Consider the following 18956-nt stretch of genomic DNA (forward strand, 5'->3'; position numbering starts at 1 on the left):
TACCGCCCCAGTATGACAGCGAGCAGAAGGACCAGGAAAAGCCCCCGGCGCCGGTTACCGTACCCAATGTCGTCGGCCTTGACCTTGCTGCGGCCCGGGCTGAACTGGATAAGGCCGGCCTGGCCGTTCGGGTGGAAGGCAGTGGAGGACAGGTAATTGCCCAGGTGCCTAAAGGAGGAGCCGTCGTCCCGGCGGGAACCCATGTGATCCTGTACCTACAGGGCGATCCCGACAGGCCCCGGGTACCGGATGTTGCCGGCCTGCGGATTAGCGAGGCGGCGGAAATCCTCGAGGCTTATGGACTGGGCCTGGTACCGGAAGGGACCGGCCAGGCGGCCGAGCAGGATCCTCCCCCGGGAACAGTTGTCTCCCATGGCACAAAAGTAAGGGTCAAGTTCTTTGAACCATCCCTGGAAGCACTGGGACCGTAGTATAATAGCCCGGCGCTTGCGGCGCCGGGCTAAAACCATTCCAAGGTTAAATTGCCAGCAGATGGTAAAAATATAGCTAAACCACTCAGGGCAGGTAGGGGCGGGGACATATCCCCGCCAGAAGGCACCATTTCTGGCAGAACCCTTTTTCCGAGGAGGAACATTTTGCAGTGACCTTGGAGGAATTAGTAGCTGCTATAGATGTTATAGATTGCGGCGGCGAACAGCAGGTTCCCCTTACCGGGCTCCATTATGATTCCCGGCAGGTGCAGCCTGGTTTTCTTTTCGTAGCCATCAAAGGCTTTAAGACTGACGGCCACTTATATATAAAGGACGCTATAGCTAGAGGCGCGGTAGCCATCGTCCTGGAGGAGGAAGTCTCCTTGCCACCCGGCGTGGCCTGGGCACGAGTAGGTAACAGCCGCCGGGCCTTAGGTATGCTTGCGGCCCGTTTCTACGGTTATCCCAGCCGGCGGTTGCGCCTTATCGGAGTAACCGGCACCAATGGCAAGACTACGACCACCCACCTCATCCAGGCTACGCTGGAGGGCGCCGGCCGGCCTACCGGTTTGCTGGGCACCATCGGCAATCGCCTGGGCGATAAGGTCTTGCCGGCCGCCCACACCACCCCGGAAGCCCTGGACTTGCAGGCCCTTCTGCACCAGCTGGTTAACCTGGGGGCTCAAGGAGTGGTCATGGAGGTATCCTCCCATGCCCTGGCCCTGCACCGGGTGGAAGGGGCTGAGTTTGACGTGGCGGTTTTTACCAATTTAACCCAGGATCACCTGGATTTCCACCGGGATATGGAGGACTATTTTAAAGTCAAAGCCAGTCTTTTCCAGAACCTGGGCCAGGGTGTTAAAGGAGGACCCAAATACGCCGTCATCAACGGCGATGACCCCTACAGCGCCCGCTTAAAAACCTTGATCCCGGTACCCGTGATTACTTATGGCTGCAGTCCTGAATGCCAGGTCCGGGCCCGAGATATAAATTTGACAGCGGGCGGTGCTACCTGCCGGGTGACCTGGCCGGAGGGAGAAACGGAACTCGAACTCCAACTTACCGGTCGCTTTAATATTTACAATGCCCTGGCGGCTTTTACCGTAGCCTGGCGGGAAGGCATTGACCACGTGGCGATTGTGAAAACTTTAGGAGAAGTCAAGGGTGTACCCGGCCGCCTGGAGCAAGTGCGCCAGGGTCAGCCCTTCAATGTAGTCGTCGATTATGCCCATACCCCCGACGGCCTGGAGAATGTCCTCCAGGCGGCCCGGCAGGTAACCAAGGGGGATTTGATTGTTGTTTTCGGTTGCGGCGGTAACCGGGATCGGGGCAAGCGTCCCCTGATGGGTAAAGCAGCCGTCCGATTAAGCGATTACTGCATTATTACGTCTGACAACCCCCGCGATGAAGATCCGGAGGCCATAATTGCCGATATTCTTCCCGGGGTAGAGGAAGTACCCGGCGCCAGCTACCAGGTGGTGGTGGACCGGCGCCGGGCCATTGCCGCGGCCCTGGCGCGGGCCCGGCCGGGGGATATGGTGGTTATTGCCGGCAAGGGTCACGAGACCTACCAGATCGTCAAGGGCCGGATCCTGCCTTTTGATGATCGCCAGGTAGCCAGGGAAGAACTGGCAGCCCTGGGTTATACCGGGGAGGGAAGTTCATGTTAGCGGCAAAGGCCGGGGAAATATGTGCCGCCGTTCAAGGCCGGCTGGTTGGCGGGGAAGTGACAACCACGGTCAGGGGCGCCAGCACTGATAGCCGTTCCATCAAGCCGGGGATGCTTTTTATCGCCCTTAAAGGGGAGCGCTTTGACGGCCATGACTTTATCGGGGCGGCCCTGGCCGCTGGAGCGGCGGCGGCCATAGGTGAACACTTCCCGGCGGAAATAGTGGCCGGCCGGCAGCCGGAACAGGTCCTGATTCAGGTGGAGGACACCCTTAAGGCCCTGCAACGGCTGGCCGCTTTCCACCGGCAGAAAAATTTTAACGGTCCTCTCATCGCCGTTACCGGCTCCAGCGGCAAGACCACGACCAAAAATCTGGTGGCCGCTGTGTTAAGTTCGGGAATGAAGGTTTTAAAGACCCCGGGCAATTTTAACAACGAGATTGGCCTGCCCCTGACCCTTTTGAGCCTATCACCTGAACACGAGACCGCCGTGGTAGAGATGGCCATGCGGGGCCGGGGAGAGATAGCCGCCCTTTGTGCTATCGCCCGTCCCACCATGGGCATCATAACCAATATCGGTACGGCCCACCTGGAACGCCTGGGTTCAGTGGCCAATATCGCCGCGGCCAAGGGGGAACTTCTGGCCGCCCTGCCCCCCGGAGGGGTGGCCATTTTAAACGGCGACGACGAATGGTGCCGTAAGCTGGCAGCTACCTGCCCCTGCCGGGTAATCTTTTACGGTATCAGGAGCCAGGCGGATGTCATGGCCCGGGACATTACCGTCCTGGGAGCGCAGGGCACGATCTTTACCGCCGTTTTTCCTGAAGCAGAGATCCGGCTGCAAATACCGGTGCCGGGCCTGCACAATGTTTACGATACCCTGGCCGCCCTGGCCGCCGGTTACACCTTAAACCTGGCTCCGGATACCATGACCGCGGGGCTGAAAAACTGGCCGGCTGAAAACTTGCGTCAGGAGATGCGGCCGGGACCGGGGGGCTGCCTGGTTTTTAACGATGCCTACAACGCCAATCCCGAGTCCATGCAGGCCGCCCTCCAGGTCCTGGCCGCTCTGCCGGGCCGCAAGGTGGCCGTCCTGGGGGATATGCGCGAACTGGGACCCATGGCTCCGGCCCTCCACCGGGAGGTGGGCAGGTTTGCCGCTGGATTAGGCCTTTTTCGCCTGGTTACCGTAGGGGAACTGGCCCGGGAAATAGCTGCCGGGGCAATAGCCGCCGGCATGCCGCCGGGACAGGTTTTCAGCTGCGCCAGTCACAGGGAAGCAGTGGGGCACCTGCTGGATCTAGGGGCCGGGGATGTCGTCCTTTTTAAGGGCTCCCGCCTGGCGGGGATGGAGCAGGTCCTGGCCGCCTGGGAGGGGGAGGCCGATGGCTGAGGCTTTAAAAGCCCTGGGCCTGGCGGCGGGGATTACCATAATCCTGGGGCCAGCGGTAATTGCTATTTTAAAACGTCTGAAGGCCGGGCAGACTGTTCGCGATGACGGCCCTCGCCGCCACCTGGCCAAAACCGGTACCCCGACCATGGGTGGCATCTTATTTTTAACCGGCTTGACCGCCGCTTCCCTGGTAATGGCCCCGGTTTCACCGTTAATGTTATCGGCTCTCATTCTAACCTGGGGTTATGCTTTGATTGGCCTTGCTGACGATGGCTTGAAGGTAGTTTGCCACCGCCCTTTAGGCCTTTATGCCCGCCAGAAGCTGGGCGGCCAGGTGTTCCTGGGCCTGGTAGCCGGCGTGGTGGCCATGCTCTGGCTGGGCCGGGGCAGCGCCCTCCAGGTGCCTTTAACCGGTTTAACCCTGGACCTGGGCTGGTCTTACCCGCTGCTGGCGGCCTTGCTCATGGTGGCTACAACTAACGCCGTTAACCTGACGGATGGGCTGGACGGCCTGGCGGCCGGCATTACCCTGTGGGTGGCCCTGGCCTATGGCCTTATAGCCCTGGCTGCCGGGCAGCGGGAGATGGCAATATTTGCTGCCGCCCTGGCGGGAGGATGTCTGGGTTTTTTAGCGTATAATTTCCATCCGGCGAAAGTTTTTATGGGTGATACCGGTTCCCTGGCCCTGGGGGCGGCCATCGGTTTCCTGGCCATCATGACCCGGACGGAACTGGTATTGCCGGTCCTGGGCGGGGTTTACGTTATCGAAGCCCTTTCGGTGATCCTCCAGGTAGCTTCCTTTCGCCTTACCGGCCGGCGCCTCTTTCGCATGAGCCCCCTGCACCATCACTTTGAACTGGCCGGCTGGCCGGAAACGAGAGTAGTGCTTTTTTTCTGGGTCCTGGCCATAGTTCTGGCTGCAGCCGGGCTTTATGTTTTAACTATTTAAAAGTGGACAGGAAGAAGGTAGAAAAATGTCCTGGCAGGGCAAGAAAGTACTGGTAGTAGGCCTGGGTAAAAGCGGCCGGGCGGCAGCAGCCGAATTGGCCCGCCTGGGCGCCAGGGTTACGGCCTGTGATCACAAATTGCTGGAGGGGGAAGAATTAGATGCTTTAAGCAGGGCCGGGGTGGAGCTTATCTTAGGCCGCTACCCGGAAGTAGCTTTGCTGCAACCCCACCTGGTGGTAACCAGTCCCGGTGTACCTTCCTGGGAACCGCCCCTGGCTGGGGCGCGGCAGCTGGGGATTCCCATATGGAGTGAACTGGAGCTGGCCTACCGCCTCCTGCCGCCGGGGGTAAAGATAGCAGCCGTTACCGGGACCAACGGCAAGACAACTACCACCGCCCTGTGCGGGCAGATCCTCCAGGATGCCGGCCTGCCGGTGGTAGTAAGGGGCAATATCGGCATTCCCCTGGTAAAGGAAATAAAGGAGATAGCTCCGGGAGGCTATGTCGTTTGCGAGGTCAGCAGCTTCCAGCTGGAGACCGTAGCCTCTTTCCGCCCGCGGGTGGCGGTGATTTTGAATATTACCCCGGACCACCTGGACCGCCATGGCGATTTAGCCGGCTATATAGCCGCCAAAGCTCGCCTCATGGCCTTCCAGGAGGCGGGAGATTTTGCCGTTTTAAATTACGATGATCCCTTAACCCGCGATCTGGCTGATAAGACGAAAGCCCGGGTATTATTTTTCAGCCGCCGGCAGCAGCCGGAGCCGGGTGCCTTTCTTAAAGACGATGTAATCTACGCCAACCTCGGGCACGGGGAAATCAGGTTGTGCCACCGGGCAGAGCTTTCTTTAAAAGGCGCCCATAACCTCGAAAACTGCCTGGCAGCTTCCCTGGTTGCCCTGGCTCTGGGGGTAAAGCCGGAACAGTTAATAGCCACTCTAAAAACCTTCCCCGGTGTTCCCCACCGCCTGGAACGGATAGCCGAAGTGGACGGTGTCCTCTATATTAATGACTCTAAAGGGACGAACCCCGAGGCGACCATGAAGGCTATTGAGGCCTATCCCAACCCCCTGGTCCTTATTGCCGGGGGGAGGAATAAAGGCAGTGACTTTACTCTGCTGGCTCAGAAAATGGCCGGCCGGGTCAAGTACCTGGTCCTGGTGGGCGAAGCGGCTTGCGACCTGGAGCAGGCTGCCAGGAGGGCGGGGATTGAGCATATCTACCGGGCCTCTGATTTTAAAGATGCCGTCCTTAAGGCAGCCCGACAGGCCTCCCCAGGGGACATCGTCATGCTCTCGCCGGCCTGCGCCAGCTGGGATATGTTTAAAAACTACGAAGAACGGGGCGACCTGTTCAAAAGTATAGTACGTGAACTGGCGGAAAACAGCTACGGAGGAGGTAACCATCATGCGCCGCAGGGCGGGGCCCGTTGATTTCTGGATCTTACTGCCATGTGTGCTCCTGCTCGGGATAGGGATTATCATGGTTTTTAGCGCCAGCGCCCTTACTTCCTCCTACAACTATGGCGACCCCTACTACTTTTTAAAACGCCAGCTGGCCTGGGCGGCTATAGGCCTGAGCGGGCTTTTTTTTACCATGCAGCTTGATTATATCTATTTGCGCCGCCTGGCAGCTCCTTTCCTGGGGTTGGCCGTTATCCTTCTGGTGCTGGTCCTGATTATCGGCACCGCTTCCCGGGGTTCGGCCCGTTGGCTGGGGGTGGGCTCCTTAAGTTTCCAGCCTTCGGAAACTATAAAACTGGCCATGGTCATCTTCCTGGCAAGCAGCCTGGCCCAGAACCGCCAGCGTCTCCATTCCCTGGTGCAAGGGATAGGACCTTATCTCGCCCTGATGGCCATGGTGTGTCTCCTTATCCTGGCCCAGCCCGACCTTGGCACAGCTGTGGCCGTGGCCGGGACCACCTACTTCATGCTCATGGTAGGGGGGGCGGATAAACGTTACCTGGCCCTGCTGGCGGTCCTGGGGGTGGCGGCGGTGGCCCTGGCCATTATCATTGCCCCCTACCGTATGGCCCGTTTTACCGCCTTTCTAAACCCCTGGGCCGACCCCCGCGGGAATGGCTGGCAGACGATCCAGTCCCTGCTGGCAATTGGCTCCGGCGGCCTCTTCGGTACCGGTCTGGGCCAGGGGCGGCAGAAGCTGTATTACCTTCCGGAAAACCACACGGACTTTATCTTCGCCATTTTAAGCGAAGAGCTGGGGTTTATCGGCGCCGCCCTGGTGGTAATCCTCTTTTTAATCCTGGTCTGGCGAGGGTTCCATACCGCTTTTAAAGCTCCCGATGCCTTTGGGAGCCTCCTGGCCGCCGGCCTGACCATAATGCTGGCCCTCCAGGCCCTGATCAATATGGGGGTGGTCACGGGGATGCTGCCGGTGACGGGCATCACCTTGCCCCTGGTGAGCTACGGGGGTTCTTCCCTGATTTTTACCTTGCTGGGTGTCGGTATTTTGCTCAATATATCCCGCTATGCCCGGCACTAACGCGGTGGCCGGTGCTGGTTTAGAGGTGAACTACCCTTGCGAATTATTATTACCGGCGGGGGGACCGGCGGTCATGTCTACCCGGCCTTGGCTATTGCCCGGGGCCTGCACCAGGTACGGCCGGAGATAGAATTATTGTATATTGGTACAGGTAGGGGGCTGGAAGCCGATGTCGTTCCCCGGGCCGGCCTGCCTTTTGCAACCATTACCGTCCAGGGGCTGGAACGGCGCCGGATCTGGAAGAACGTCCCCGCCCTGGCGAAAATAGCCCGGGGCCTGGGAGAAGCCTGGTTCCAGGTGCGGCGCTTCCGACCCGATCTGGTTGTAGGTACCGGCGGCTACGTTAGTGGCCCGGTGTGCCTGGCCGCTGCCCTGCAGGGCATACCGGTGGTTATCCATGAACAGAATGCCTTTCCCGGCCTTACCAACCGCCTGCTGGCCAACATGGCCCGGGCCGTTTGCCTCACCTTCCCCGAAGCGGCAGGAAGTTTCCCCCGCCGTGCCCGCCTGGTAACAACCGGCCTGCCGGTGCGGCCGGAAATTCTCCGGGCCGACCGCGGCGTTAGCCGCCGGCAGTTGGGCCTCCCAGAAAATCAGTTCTTCATAGTGGTTGTCGGCGGCAGCCAGGGGGCCCGGAGCCTCAATCAGGCCATGTTGCCGGTACTGAAAGAATTGGCCGGGCGGCCTGATGTGAGTATACTTCAGGTAACAGGGCGCCGTGACTATGAAGGATACCTGCAGCAGGTGCGGGAACGGGGAATAGACCTGGACAAATATGGAAATATTACCATCAAGCCCTATGTTTATGACCTGGAGCATGCCCTGGCGGCGGCTGACCTGATAATCGGACGGGCAGGGGCTTCTTTTTTGGCGGAAATACTGGCCAGGGGCTTACCTTCAATCCTGATTCCTTACCCTCATGCTGCCGCCAATCACCAGGAGTATAACGCCCGGGCTGTAGCCAGGAAAGGGGCGGCCATTCTCATCCTGGACCAGGAACTGAAAGGCGGACGTCTCCATCAGATAATTAACCATCTCCTGGCCGATCGCGGGCGCCTGCAGGCCATGGCAGCAGCAGCGAAGAGATTGGGCCGGCCTGATGCCCTGGAGGCCATATTAGAAATAATTTTAGCCGAGCTGGAAAGGTATAAACGTTAATTCTAACGCAGGACAAGCCTGTATCCCGCCCCGGGAGTTGTCCTCCCATGCTGGGAACCGGCTGCACTCTTCTCAGGCACCTGTTATGCAGGCCATGCATATGATGCAAATGTAGCAGCCAGGGCGGGAGCAGCTTCGCGGAGGGAGATGAAAGATTTGGAAGCAAGGGGGTGGACCCACTTCGTCGGTATTGGTGGGGTGGGTATGAGCGGCCTGGCCCAGCTGTTGCTGGTCCAGGGTTACCGGGTATCAGGCTCGGACCCCAAGGAAAATCAATTTACCCGGCAACTGGCAGCACAGGGTGCCGTAATCTACCATTGTCATGAAGCAGGGAATATAGCTCCGGAAGTGCAGGAGGTTGTTATCTCCTCGGCAGTGCCGCCGGATAATCCGGAAATTATTGCCGCCTGCAGCCGAGGTTTACCCGTTATCAAGCGCGGGGAACTGTTGGCGCGGTTATTTAACGCCCGGCGAGGTATTGCTGTGGCCGGCGCCCACGGTAAAACCACTACCTCTGCAATGGTAGCCCTGGCCCTGAAGGAAGCCGGCCTGGATCCAACAGCCGTTATTGGCGGTTATGTCCGTGAGTTTGATGGTAATACATTGCCGGGGAGGGGACCTTATTTCGTAGCCGAGGCCGATGAAAGCGACGGTTCGTTTTTATGGTTAAAGCCGGAAATCGCCCTGGTAACTAATATCGAGAGCGATCACCTGGATCATTACGGCAGCCTGGAAAGAATCGTCGCCGCCTTCGCCGCATTTTTGGACCAGGTCCGTCCGAACGGCAGGGCCGTTTTGTGTACCGAAGATCCCCGGGTGGCGCTGCTTGCCAGGGGATGCAGGCGGGCGGTAATTACTTATGGCTTTAATGGCGAGGCCGACTACCGGGCCAGCAAGGTAACCTTACAGGGCCTTGGGGGACGTGCTACCATATATTACCATGAACGCTACCTGGGAGAACTCGTTTTAAAGGTACCGGGGCGTCATAATATTTTGAATGCCCTGGGGGCCATTGCCGTAGCTCACCAGGTGGAAATACCCTTTCCGGTCATTGCCCGGGCCCTGGAGGCTTTTCGTGGTGCCGGCCGCCGCTTTGAGGTCCTCTGGGATGATGGTGCTATCCGGGTGGTTGATGACTATGCCCACCACCCGACGGAAATTGAAGCTACCCTGGCGGCGGCTAGCCAGGTGGGAGCGCGGCGGGTGGTAGCCGTCTTCCAGCCCCACCGTTATACCCGGACCTACCACCTCTACCGGGAATTCGGGCGTGCCTTTAACCGGGCTGATATTGTCATTATCAATGACATATATGCAGCCGGGGAAAAACCCATGGATGGGGTAACTTCCCGGCTTATCCTGGACGAAATCAAAAGAAACGGCCACCCGCAGGTTTATTACCTGCCTACCCTGGAAGAAACCATGGCTTTTCTAAAAGAATCCTGTACTGCCGGGGACTTGATTTTAACCATGGGAGCCGGGGATGTGTGGCAGGTAGGGGTTCAGCTGGCCCGCTTCCTGGCTGCAAAACAGGCTTTTTGCGAGGTGGGCGCTTGATCATGCATCTAGCGTCCCTGGCGCGAGAACTACAGCAGGGTTTACAGGGAGAAGTGTTGATCAACGAACCTCTGGCCCGCCACACGACCTGGCGCATAGGCGGGCCGGCCGATTTGCTCGCCCGGCCGGCAACCGGAGAAGAATTTGATTTCTGCCTGGATTTTGCGCGACGAAAGGGTTTACCCCTGCATATTATGGGTAACGGCTCCAATCTTTTAGTGCGGGACGGCGGTGTCCGCGGCCTGGTAGTCCAGACCAGAGCCTGGCGCCAGGTTGTGGTCCTGGACCAGGTCATAAAGGCCTGCGCCGGCGCTCTCCTTGCCCGGGTGCTGGAGATCGCCGTCCGGCATGGCCTGGGGGGCCTGGAGTTTGCCGCCGGTATTCCGGCCACCATAGGCGGGGCCGTGATCATGAATGCCGGTACTCCGGAGGGCTGCCTGGGAGATATTGTCCGCGGGGTGGAGGTAGTTGCCCCTGACGGCAGCCGGCGTTACCTGGAGGGCCAGGATATAACCTTTAGCTATCGTTCCACTTCCTTACGCCGGAATGAGACGGTTGTTGTTGTCGATTTGGCAATGACTGCCAGGGACCCCCGGCTTATCAAAGAAAGGGTGCAGGCAAATCTTGAGCGTCGGCGGGCCAGGCAGCCCCTGGAATGGCCCAATGCCGGCAGCGTCTTTAAAAACCCGCCGGGCTATTATGCGGGTCAGCTCATTGAAGAGGTGGGGGCCAAGGGGTGGCTGGCCGGCCAGGCGCAGGTGTCAACCAAACACGCTAACTTTATCATTAACCTGGGCCGGGCTACTGCTGCCGATGTCCTGGAACTCATAGCCAGGATCCAGGAGGCTGTAGCCAGGGCTTTCGGGATCAACCTGGAACTGGAAGTGGAAGTTTGGGGTGAAGGCCTGTAGCTAGGGGAGGGGTAGGCCTTGGAGGAGTGTCTGGTTATCAATGGGGGGCGGCGCCTGGAAGGGACGGTGACCGTCAACGGGGCCAAAAATGCGGCCCTCCCTATTATGGCGGCCATGCTCCTGGCGACAGGGGAGTGCACTTTGCGGCGCGTACCAAACCTCCAGGATGTTGCCGTGATGGCGGCCGTCATTCGCTCCCTGGGGCTAAAGATAGAACGAAGTAATACAGCCCTGCATGTGAGTCCGGCAACGGTAACCTCGCCCGAAGTAGCGGCAGAATTGATGCGGCAACTCAGGGCTTCCAACCTGGTTATGGGACCCCTCCTGGGGCGTTACCACTACTTCCGGGTTCCCTATCCCGGCGGCTGTGCCATCGGCTCCCGGCCCATGGATCTGCACCTGAAAGGTTTCAGGGCCATGGGCGCTGAAGTAACGGAAAATCAGGGCTACATTGAAGCCAGAACGACCGGCCTCCAGGGAACTTCCTTCTATTTGGACTTTCCCAGCGTCGGGGCGACGGAAAACCTGATGATGGCCGCCGTCCTGGCTGAAGGGGTTACCATCCTCCACAATGCCGCCCGGGAACCGGAAATCGTTGACCTGCAGAATTTCTTAAATAGCCTGGGAGCGCGGATTCACGGCGCTGGCCAGGATACCATCCGCATTGAAGGGGTTAAGGAGCTTAAGCAGGCAGACTATGAGATTATTCCGGACCGGATTGAAGCCGGCACCTTCCTGGCGGCAGCAGCCGGAGCCGGCGGCGATGTTTTTGTAAAGGATTGCCGGGCGGAACACCTTCTGGCCGTCCTGGCCAAGTTAACGGAGATGGGGGCGAAGATTACGGTTAAAAGGGACGGCATTCGCCTCAAGAGCCCGGCACGATTAAAGGCCGTCGACTGCAAGACTTTACCCTACCCGGGTTTTCCTACCGATATGCAGCCCCAGCTCATGGCGTTGATGACGGTAGCCAGCGGGACCAGCGTCCTGGTGGAGAGCATTTTTGAAAATCGTTTTAAACATGCTGCTGAATTGCGGCGCCTGGGAGCCGATATTAAAATTGAGGGGCGGGTGGCAGTAATCAACGGCGTCCCGGGTTTAAGCGGCTGTCCGGTGGAAGCTTCCGACCTGCGGGCCGGGGCGGCCCTGGTGATTGCCGGCCTCATGGCTGAAGGGCAAACCCGGGTAGAAGGCGTTGCCCACCTGGATCGGGGCTACGAACAACTGGAAGTACGCTTAAGCAGTTTGGGGGCGGATATCCGGCGGCTAGAGGGGAGGTGAGAAGTGGGAGATGGGAGGCAAAAAATTTGGAAGGAATTAGCTATGCCAATCCCTTCCATAAAATTCCACCTCTCACTTCCCACTTCTCACCTCCCCTTACTGGACAGGCCTGCATTTTCTGGTATAATGGCAGTAAATGAGGTGGGTAAATGGTTATCCAGGCCCATTCACCCCGCGTTTACCGGCGGCGCCGACAGCGGATGCGCCGAATATTGTTTTTCTTATTAACGGTAACGGCCTTATTTTATTTTATCCATTCTGGTTTCTTTAGCCTGGAAAACATAGAGATTAAAGGAAACGAGCATATCCCCAGGGTTGAACTGGAAAATTTAATAGGCGTGGCCAGGGGCATTAACCTCTGGCAGGTGGATACTTCGGCAATTGCCAAACGACTGGCCACCCATCCCCTGGTGGCCAGGGCCAGGGTGAGCCGTCACTGGCCGCGAACCTTGGTCGTTCAGATCGAGGAAAGGACACCGGTGGCTATCCTGGTGCAGGATGGCAGCTTTTTACTCGTTGATGGCAGTGGTGTAGTCATGGAAAGAATACCGCGCATAGGCCACCTGCAGCTGCCCCTCATTTCCGGCGTGGGCAAGCTGGAGAATACCGGCCCCGGCAGGGAGATTAATCACCCCGGCCTGCAGGCTGCCCTGGCAGTGGTCCGGCAGGTGCCACCTGACGATTTAAACCAGCTTCAGGAGATAATAGCCTCTTCCCCTGATAACCTGCAGTTGATCTGGGCGGGCAATATCCTGGTTAAGTTTGGCGACGAGCAACAGGTGGCGGAGAAGCTCAGCAGGCTCCATGAAGCCCTCCGGGGCCTTGCCGGCAGGGAGGCTGTTGAGTATATTGATGTTAGTTTTGCGGGACCGCCGGTAGTAAAATTTAATCAGGTTGAAAAACAGGAGAAGAAGGGATGAAAAAAGATGTGGATACCCTTAATCGGCCTTATCTTTGGGGTATTGATTGGCCTCATGATACCCGTAAAGGTACCGGTTGTCTACAGCAAGTATATGTCGGTGGCCGTCCTGGCAGCCCTGGATTCCGTTTTTGGGGGCATTAGGGCCAACATGGAGGATAATTTTGATAATGCCATCTTTCTCACGGGTTTTTTTTCCAATACTTTGCTGGCGGCCTTTTTAGCTTATATAGGTGATCAGCTGGGGGTTGAGCTGTATCTTGCTGCCGTTCTGGTCTTTGGCATGCGTTTATTCCAGAACCTGGCTATCATCCGGCGCCACCTGCTGAAAAAGTGAGAAAATCTATTTGCAAAAAAAGGGAAAGCGAAAGTTATGTTGAATTCTCCTTCTTAATAGAAGCCCCGGGGAGCCTGGAGGTGCCAGAGTTTGCCCAAGGATAACGTGGTGGTCGGTCTCGATATAGGCACCACCAAGGTGGTTGCAGTTGTGGCGGAAATCACGCTACAGGGCCGCCTGAACATCATCGGCCTGGGGGAAACACCGTCCGGAGGCTTGCGTAAAGGTATAATTGTGGATATAGAAAATACAGCCCGGGCCATTGAAAAAGCGGTGGAACAGGCCGAGCGCATGAGCGGTTGTCATATTTCTTCGGCCTTTGTTGGCCTGACAGGTCCCCATATTGGCTCCGTTAACAACCGCGGGGTAGTAGCCGTTACCGGCGAAGACGGTGAAGTAGGGCCCGAAGATGTGGAACGGGTCCTCCAGGCAGCCCGGGTAATCCCCCTGCCGGCCGACAGGAGGATTATCCACGTCCTGCCGCGCCAGTATATTGTTGATGGCTATGATGGCATCATGGACCCCATCGGCATGAGTGGTTCGCGCCTGGAAGTGGAAACCCAGATTGTCACCGCAGCCGGGGCCGCCGTCCAGAACACCATAAAAAGCGTGCAGCGAGCCGGCTTGGCAGTTGATGAACTGGTTTTGAATCCCCTGGCCTCGGCCGAGGCGGTACTCCAGCAAGCAGAGAAGGAGCTGGGTACCGTTGTGGTAGATATCGGCGGGGGGACGACGGAAATCGCCGTAATCTCCCAGGGGTGCCTGTGGTTTGCCGCTGTTCTGCCCATAGGGAGCGAGCATATAACCAGTGACCTGGCAGTAGGTTTACGCACCCCCCTCACTCAGGCCGAGATCATTAAAAAGGAACATGGTTGCGTCCTGGCGGAGCTGGCAGCGGAAAATGAATTTGTTGAGGTGCCGGCAGTAGGGGGCAAGGAGAAAAAGCGGGTACCCAGGAAGATGCTGGCGGCCATTATCGAGCCCCGGGTAGAGGAGATTTTTAACCTCGTTCGCCGGGAGATTGACGGCTCCCATTTCCAGGGCCTTTTACCGGGAGGAGTGGTTTTGACAGGAGGCGGTGCATTACTCGAAGGAATAACCCAGCTGGCAAGCGAAGCCTTAGCCATGCCGGTCCGCCTGGGCTGGCCAGAGAACAGCGGTGGGCTGGCCGATATGGTGGCTTCTCCGGCTTATGCTACAGCTGTAGGCCTGGTGAATTACGGCGCCGGTCGCCTGGCCCATACCCAGGCGGCCGCCGCACGCGAGGCTATCTGGGAGAACTTCTGGTCACGGCTAAAAAACTGGTGGCGGGAACTTTTTTAATAAAAACATGAAAAATATTATGGCCATATCGTGTTAAAGGAGGAGTTCGGGTGCTGGAATTTGAGGACGGTGATCTCAATCAATTTGCGGTCATTAAAGTGGTGGGGGTAGGTGGAGGTGGCAGTAATGCTGTTAATCGCATGATTGCTGCCGGCCTGCGGGGAGTAGAATTTATCAGCGTTAATACAGATGCCCAGGCACTGCGCCTTTGCCAGGCAGAACAGAAGATCCAAATTGGTGCCAAGCTGACCAAGGGCCTGGGGGCGGGGGCCAATCCCGAAATTGGTAAAAAGGCAGCTGAAGAAAGCCGGGAAGAGCTGGCCCAGCGTCTGCAGGCGGCTGATATGGTTTTTGTCACTGCCGGCATGGGCGGCGGTACAGGTACCGGGGCGGCCCCGGTGGTGGCCCAGATCGCCAAGGAGGCCGGGGCCCTGACTGTTGGCGTTGTTACCCGCCCCTTTAGCTTTGAAGGCCGGAAACGGGCCAAACAGGCGGAGGCCGGCATAGAGGAGTTAAAGACAAAGGTTGACACACTGATTATTATTCCCAACGACCGGTTGCTGCAGGTAGCCGATAAGCAGACCTCTATCCTGGAAGCCTTCCGCATAGCCGATGATGTGTTGCGCCAGGGCGTCCAGGGCATTTCCGACCTTATTGCCGTGCCCGGATTGATCAACCTGGATTTTGCCGATGTCAAGACCATTATGAGCGATGCCGGTTCGGCTCTGATGGGTATCGGTAGGGCTACTGGGGAAAAAAGGGCTGCGGAAGCAGCCAGGATGGCCATATCCAGCCCTTTGCTGGAAACCTCCATTGAAGGGGCTCGCGGTGTGCTGCTAAATATTACCGGGGGCACCAACCTGGGGCTCCTGGAAGTTAATGAGGCGGCGGAAATCGTGGCCGCGGCGGCCGACCCGGAAGCGAACATAATTTTTGGTGCCGTCATTGATGAAAGCTTGAAGGATGAAATCCGCGTTACCGTCATTGCTACCGGTTTTGAAACCGTGCCGGCAGCCCAGAAAGAGGCAGCGGCAGCCCGGGATGTGGATCTCAATATTAAGCCCTTTAATATTGACGACCTGGACATACCGGCCTTCCTGCGGCGCAGGTAATTGTCTTTTAAACCTGTTACCTTTAGGGTAACAGGTTTTTTATTACCCATTAAATGACAAAATTTTCCATGAGGAGGTTATATAATAAGTTATAGTTATGAAACTGCCATAATACTCATATCATGGTAATAATTAGCCTAACCTCCGGGAAAGGGAGGCTGATCTACCTGTGGTTTATTTAGATGTCCTGCTGGCCATTAACCTGGTAATGGATTACTTAATCCTCTGGACGACGGCCAGGCTGGGACAGTTGGCGACAACCGGCTGGCGGCTGCTCGCCGGAGCAGCGGTAGGAGCAGTTTATTCCCTGGTCATCCTGTTTCCCGGTGGCGAGTGGGGTCAGTCTCTGCTTGTTAAGATTTTATTTTCCCTCGTTATGGTCGTGGCAGCCTTTTATCCTTTAAACGGGCGGCGGTTTCTCCAGGCCCTGGTCTATTTTTACCTGGCGGCCTTTGCCATGGGAGGGGCGATGCTGGGGGCTATTTACCTAACCGGCGGTGAGGCGGCAACACCGGTGATGGGGGGAATGATGGTTCTGTCCCAGAATATCCGTTACCCGTGGCTGCTGGCGGCCGTGGCTGCTGCCGGGCTGCTGGCCGTTCTTGGGACAAACTGGCTTAAAAAAAACTTCTGGCAGCAGGTACTGCGCCTTAAGGTGATCATAACCTTTGCCGGCCGGCAGCGGGCCTTAAAGGCCCTGGTTGATACCGGCAACAGCCTGCGCGATCCCCTTACCCAGAGGCCGGTAATTATTGTCGAATACAGCGCCCTTCAGGGCCTTCTCCCGGAAGAAATTATTAAACACTACAGCAGCCAGGAGGAGACCGACCTGGAAAGCCTGGTAAAGTCCCTGGCCGGCTCGCCCTGGGCGACAAGGCTCCACCTGCTACCATATCATTCCCTGGGCCGGAGCCATGGTATGTTGCTGGGCCTTAGACCCGACGAAGTAATTGTCATCACTAACGAACGCATGATTAAGATAAAAAACGTCATTCTGGGCCTGTACAGGGAAAGGCTGTCCACGGAGGGGAATTATTGCGCCTTATTACACCCAGATTTGCTACAAGCCAGTATGGGCCTCTAGGGGGGAGAGCTCGTGCGGGAGCTGTTTGTAATTGCTAAATTAAAAATCCAGGCGTTTTACAGCCACCTGGTAGCCAGGTTGAAATGGTTGGGCGAAGTTTTTTATGTCGGCAGCAGTGAAACCTTACCGCCCCCCCTTTCCAGCGATGAAGAATCCGACCTTCTCCTGCGCCTGGAGGACGGCGACGCCGGTGTAAAAACCGTCCTTATCGAGCGCAACCTGCGCCTGGTAGTCTACATCGCCCGCAAATTTGAAAATACCGGCGTGGGGATTGAAGACCTGGTCTCCATTGGTACCATCGGCCTTATTAAAGCTGTCAATACCTTTGATCCCAAGAAGCGCATCAAGCTGGCCACCTATGCTTCCCGCTGTATTGAAAATGAAATTTTAATGCACCTGCGGCGTAACAATAAAACACGGGCCGAGGTTTCTTTTGACGAGCCGTTAAACATTGACTGGGACGGCAATGAGCTTTTGCTTTCCGATGTCCTGGGGACGGAAAACGATATTATTTATAAATCCATAGAAGAAGAGATCGACCGCAAGCTCCTGCAGATGGCCATGCGGAAGCTCTCGGCCCGGGAGCGCAAGATTATGGAATTTCGCTTTGGCCTCCTGGACGGCGTGGAAAAAACCCAGAAGGAGGTAGCCGACATCCTGGGCATCTCCCAGTCCTACATTTCCCGCCTGGAAAAACGGATTATCAAACGCCTGCGTAAAGAGATCGCCAGGATGGAATAAAATGTCCGCCCTACTTTTTCCGGGAGCTTAAATAGCTCCCTTTATTTTGCCCTTTTGCCGGTCCCGTATAAAAGCCGGGAGGCATGGTAATAATTATGCCAGAGCCACCGTCAGGAGGTTTCTCGCCAGTGATGCTCAATAAAGTAGAAATTTGCGGTGTGAATACCTCCAAGTTGCCCTTGCTGACCAGCGAGGAGATGCGGCAGCTTTTTGAGGCCATGCAAAGGGGGGAACCGGAGGCCCGTGAAAAGCTCATTAAGGGTAATTTACGCCTGGTATTGAGTGTAATCCAGCGCTTTACCAACCGCGGCGAGTATGTCGACGACCTTTTCCAGGTGGGCTGCATCGGCCTGATGAAGGCCATCGATAACTTTGATCTGAGCCAGAACGTCAAGTTCTCCACCTACGCCGTACCCATGATCATCGGAGAGATCAGGCGTTACCTGCGGGATAATAACCCCATACGGGTCAGCCGTTCTTTAAGGGATATTGCCTACAAAGCTCTCCAGATAAGGGATGCGCTGGTAAATAAACTGGCCCGGGAACCTTCGGTAGCGGAAATAGCCAGGGAAATCAATCTCCCCCAGGAAGAAGTAATCTTTGCCCTGGATGCCATCCAGGAACCGGTATCCCTCTTTGAGCCCATCTACCATGACGGCGGCGATCCCATATATGTTATGGACCAGATAGGTGATGAAAAAAACCAGGATGGCAGCTGGCTGGAAAACATAGCCATCCGGGAAGCCATGAATAAATTAAACCCCCGGGAGCGCCTGATTTTATCCCTGCGCTTTTTTGAAGGTAAAACCCAGATGGAGGTGGCCGATGAAATCGGCATCTCCCAGGCCCAAGTTTCCCGGCTGGAAAAAGCTGCCTTGCAACATATGCGCAAGTATATATAAGAAGCCGGCAGCCGGCGGTTCGATTTCCTATTTACGGAGGTGGCAAGGAGTGTCTTTATTGAAGAAGTCGATATTATTCTTTGTCCTGGCCGGCTTATTATTCCTCGGCGGGGACGCGGCCTGGACGGGCAGAAAGACAGCAGTACCGGCCTATAATTCCCATAACTTAATCCGGCTCCACGTCATTGCCAACAGCGATACCGTTGCCGATCAGGAGCTAAAACGCCATGTCCGCGACGCCGTTCTCACCAGTATAGGCCGGAACCTGGCGGTAGCCGGGGATATCGGCGCCGCCCGGCGGCTGGTGAGCAGCAATCTGGCTGCCATTACCGCTGCAGCCGAGACCCAAATCCGGCAGGAAGGACAAAATTATACCGTGAGGACGGAATTCGGGGACTTTGCCTTCCCCACCCGAGCTTACGGGGATATAACTCTCCCGGCGGGAAACTACGAGGCCGTTCGTGTGGTGATTGGCGCCGGGAAAGGGGAAAACTGGTGGTGCATCCTGTTTCCACCTCTCTGCCTGGTAGATGTCACCGGTAAAGTAAATGCCGGCTTCTTTACCAGCCGGCAGGTAATGGCCGGGGAGGAAGGCCCGCCAAAAGTCCGATTGGGCTGGAAAATCCTAGAGATATGGCAATCCTCACGCCACCGCCTGGCGGGATTGCGGCCTTAAACCAGCAATGCTGGTTTTT

Annotated in this window: 18 protein-coding genes; all 18 read left to right on the forward strand. The window is 57.0% G+C overall.

Annotated elements, in window-relative coordinates; translation table 11 throughout:
* Nucleotides 1-431 (forward strand): PASTA domain-containing protein (locus E308F_RS06385; protein ID WP_141264134.1); only part of this gene is annotated, 431 nt, incomplete at its 5' end.
* A gap of 170 nt (nucleotides 432-601) precedes the next feature.
* Nucleotides 602-2101 (forward strand): UDP-N-acetylmuramoyl-L-alanyl-D-glutamate--2,6-diaminopimelate ligase, encoded by a 1500-nt coding sequence (locus E308F_RS06390; protein WP_141264135.1) that lies wholly within the window; start codon nucleotides 602-604, stop codon nucleotides 2099-2101.
* Nucleotides 2095-3492 carry a UDP-N-acetylmuramoyl-tripeptide--D-alanyl-D-alanine ligase gene (locus tag E308F_RS06395; protein ID WP_141264136.1) on the forward strand — a complete coding sequence of 466 codons (1398 nt, stop codon included), beginning with the start codon at nucleotides 2095-2097 and terminating at the stop codon, nucleotides 3490-3492. Before E308F_RS06390 ends, E308F_RS06395 begins: the two co-directional genes overlap by 7 nt.
* Nucleotides 3485-4441, forward strand: a complete 957-nt coding sequence (mraY, locus tag E308F_RS06400; RefSeq protein WP_141264137.1) for a phospho-N-acetylmuramoyl-pentapeptide-transferase — start codon at nucleotides 3485-3487, stop codon at nucleotides 4439-4441. Before E308F_RS06395 ends, mraY begins: the two co-directional genes overlap by 8 nt.
* 25 nt (nucleotides 4442-4466) lie before the next feature.
* Nucleotides 4467-5873 carry a UDP-N-acetylmuramoyl-L-alanine--D-glutamate ligase gene (gene murD, locus E308F_RS06405; RefSeq protein ID WP_141264138.1) on the forward strand — a complete coding sequence of 469 codons (1407 nt, stop codon included), beginning with the start codon at nucleotides 4467-4469 and terminating at the stop codon, nucleotides 5871-5873.
* Nucleotides 5848-6942: a putative lipid II flippase FtsW gene (gene ftsW / locus E308F_RS06410; protein WP_141264139.1), complete on the forward strand. Its 1095-nt coding sequence runs from the start codon at nucleotides 5848-5850 to the stop codon at nucleotides 6940-6942. Before murD ends, ftsW begins: the two co-directional genes overlap by 26 nt.
* A 36-nt stretch (nucleotides 6943-6978) precedes the next feature.
* Nucleotides 6979-8100: an undecaprenyldiphospho-muramoylpentapeptide beta-N-acetylglucosaminyltransferase gene (murG, locus tag E308F_RS06415; protein ID WP_141264140.1), complete on the forward strand. Its 1122-nt coding sequence runs from the start codon at nucleotides 6979-6981 to the stop codon at nucleotides 8098-8100.
* 147 nt (nucleotides 8101-8247) lie between these two features.
* A complete protein-coding gene (gene murC / locus E308F_RS06420; protein WP_141264141.1) occupies nucleotides 8248-9654 on the forward strand; it encodes a UDP-N-acetylmuramate--L-alanine ligase in 1407 nt (468 codons plus the stop codon).
* A 2-nt stretch (nucleotides 9655-9656) separates the two neighbouring features.
* Nucleotides 9657-10565: a UDP-N-acetylmuramate dehydrogenase gene (gene murB, locus E308F_RS06425; protein WP_141264142.1), complete on the forward strand. Its 909-nt coding sequence runs from the start codon at nucleotides 9657-9659 to the stop codon at nucleotides 10563-10565.
* A gap of 18 nt (nucleotides 10566-10583) precedes the next feature.
* On the forward strand, nucleotides 10584-11843 hold the full coding sequence (gene murA / locus E308F_RS06430; protein ID WP_141264143.1) for a UDP-N-acetylglucosamine 1-carboxyvinyltransferase: 1260 nt from the start codon (nucleotides 10584-10586) through the stop codon (nucleotides 11841-11843).
* 212 nt (nucleotides 11844-12055) lie between these two features.
* On the forward strand, nucleotides 12056-12763 hold the full coding sequence (locus tag E308F_RS06435) for a cell division protein FtsQ/DivIB (protein WP_216364480.1): 708 nt from the start codon (nucleotides 12056-12058) through the stop codon (nucleotides 12761-12763).
* Nucleotides 12764-12769: 6 nt separating this feature from the next.
* Entirely contained in the window at nucleotides 12770-13099 is a 330-nt protein-coding gene (locus E308F_RS06440; protein ID WP_141264145.1) for a small basic family protein, read from the forward strand.
* A gap of 90 nt (nucleotides 13100-13189) precedes the next feature.
* Nucleotides 13190-14422 carry a cell division protein FtsA gene (ftsA, locus tag E308F_RS06445; RefSeq protein ID WP_141264146.1) on the forward strand — a complete coding sequence of 411 codons (1233 nt, stop codon included), beginning with the start codon at nucleotides 13190-13192 and terminating at the stop codon, nucleotides 14420-14422.
* Nucleotides 14423-14472: 50 nt separating this feature from the next.
* On the forward strand, nucleotides 14473-15534 hold the full coding sequence (gene ftsZ / locus E308F_RS06450; protein ID WP_141264147.1) for a cell division protein FtsZ: 1062 nt from the start codon (nucleotides 14473-14475) through the stop codon (nucleotides 15532-15534).
* A 169-nt stretch (nucleotides 15535-15703) separates the two neighbouring features.
* Nucleotides 15704-16618 carry a sigma-E processing peptidase SpoIIGA gene (gene spoIIGA, locus E308F_RS06455; RefSeq protein WP_172613867.1) on the forward strand — a complete coding sequence of 305 codons (915 nt, stop codon included), beginning with the start codon at nucleotides 15704-15706 and terminating at the stop codon, nucleotides 16616-16618.
* A gap of 12 nt (nucleotides 16619-16630) precedes the next feature.
* Entirely contained in the window at nucleotides 16631-17359 is a 729-nt protein-coding gene (gene sigE / locus E308F_RS06460) for an RNA polymerase sporulation sigma factor SigE (RefSeq protein WP_141264148.1), read from the forward strand.
* Between the two features lie 131 nt (nucleotides 17360-17490).
* On the forward strand, nucleotides 17491-18261 hold the full coding sequence (gene sigG / locus E308F_RS06465; RefSeq protein ID WP_172613926.1) for an RNA polymerase sporulation sigma factor SigG: 771 nt from the start codon (nucleotides 17491-17493) through the stop codon (nucleotides 18259-18261).
* A 58-nt stretch (nucleotides 18262-18319) separates the two neighbouring features.
* Entirely contained in the window at nucleotides 18320-18937 is a 618-nt protein-coding gene (gene spoIIR / locus E308F_RS06470) for a stage II sporulation protein R (RefSeq protein ID WP_172613868.1), read from the forward strand.
* Nucleotides 18938-18956 lie beyond the last annotated feature (19 nt).

The sequence above is a fragment of the Moorella sp. E308F genome (genome assembly GCF_006538365.1).
Taxonomy (GTDB): Bacteria; Bacillota; DSM-521; order Neomoorellales; family Neomoorellaceae; genus Neomoorella.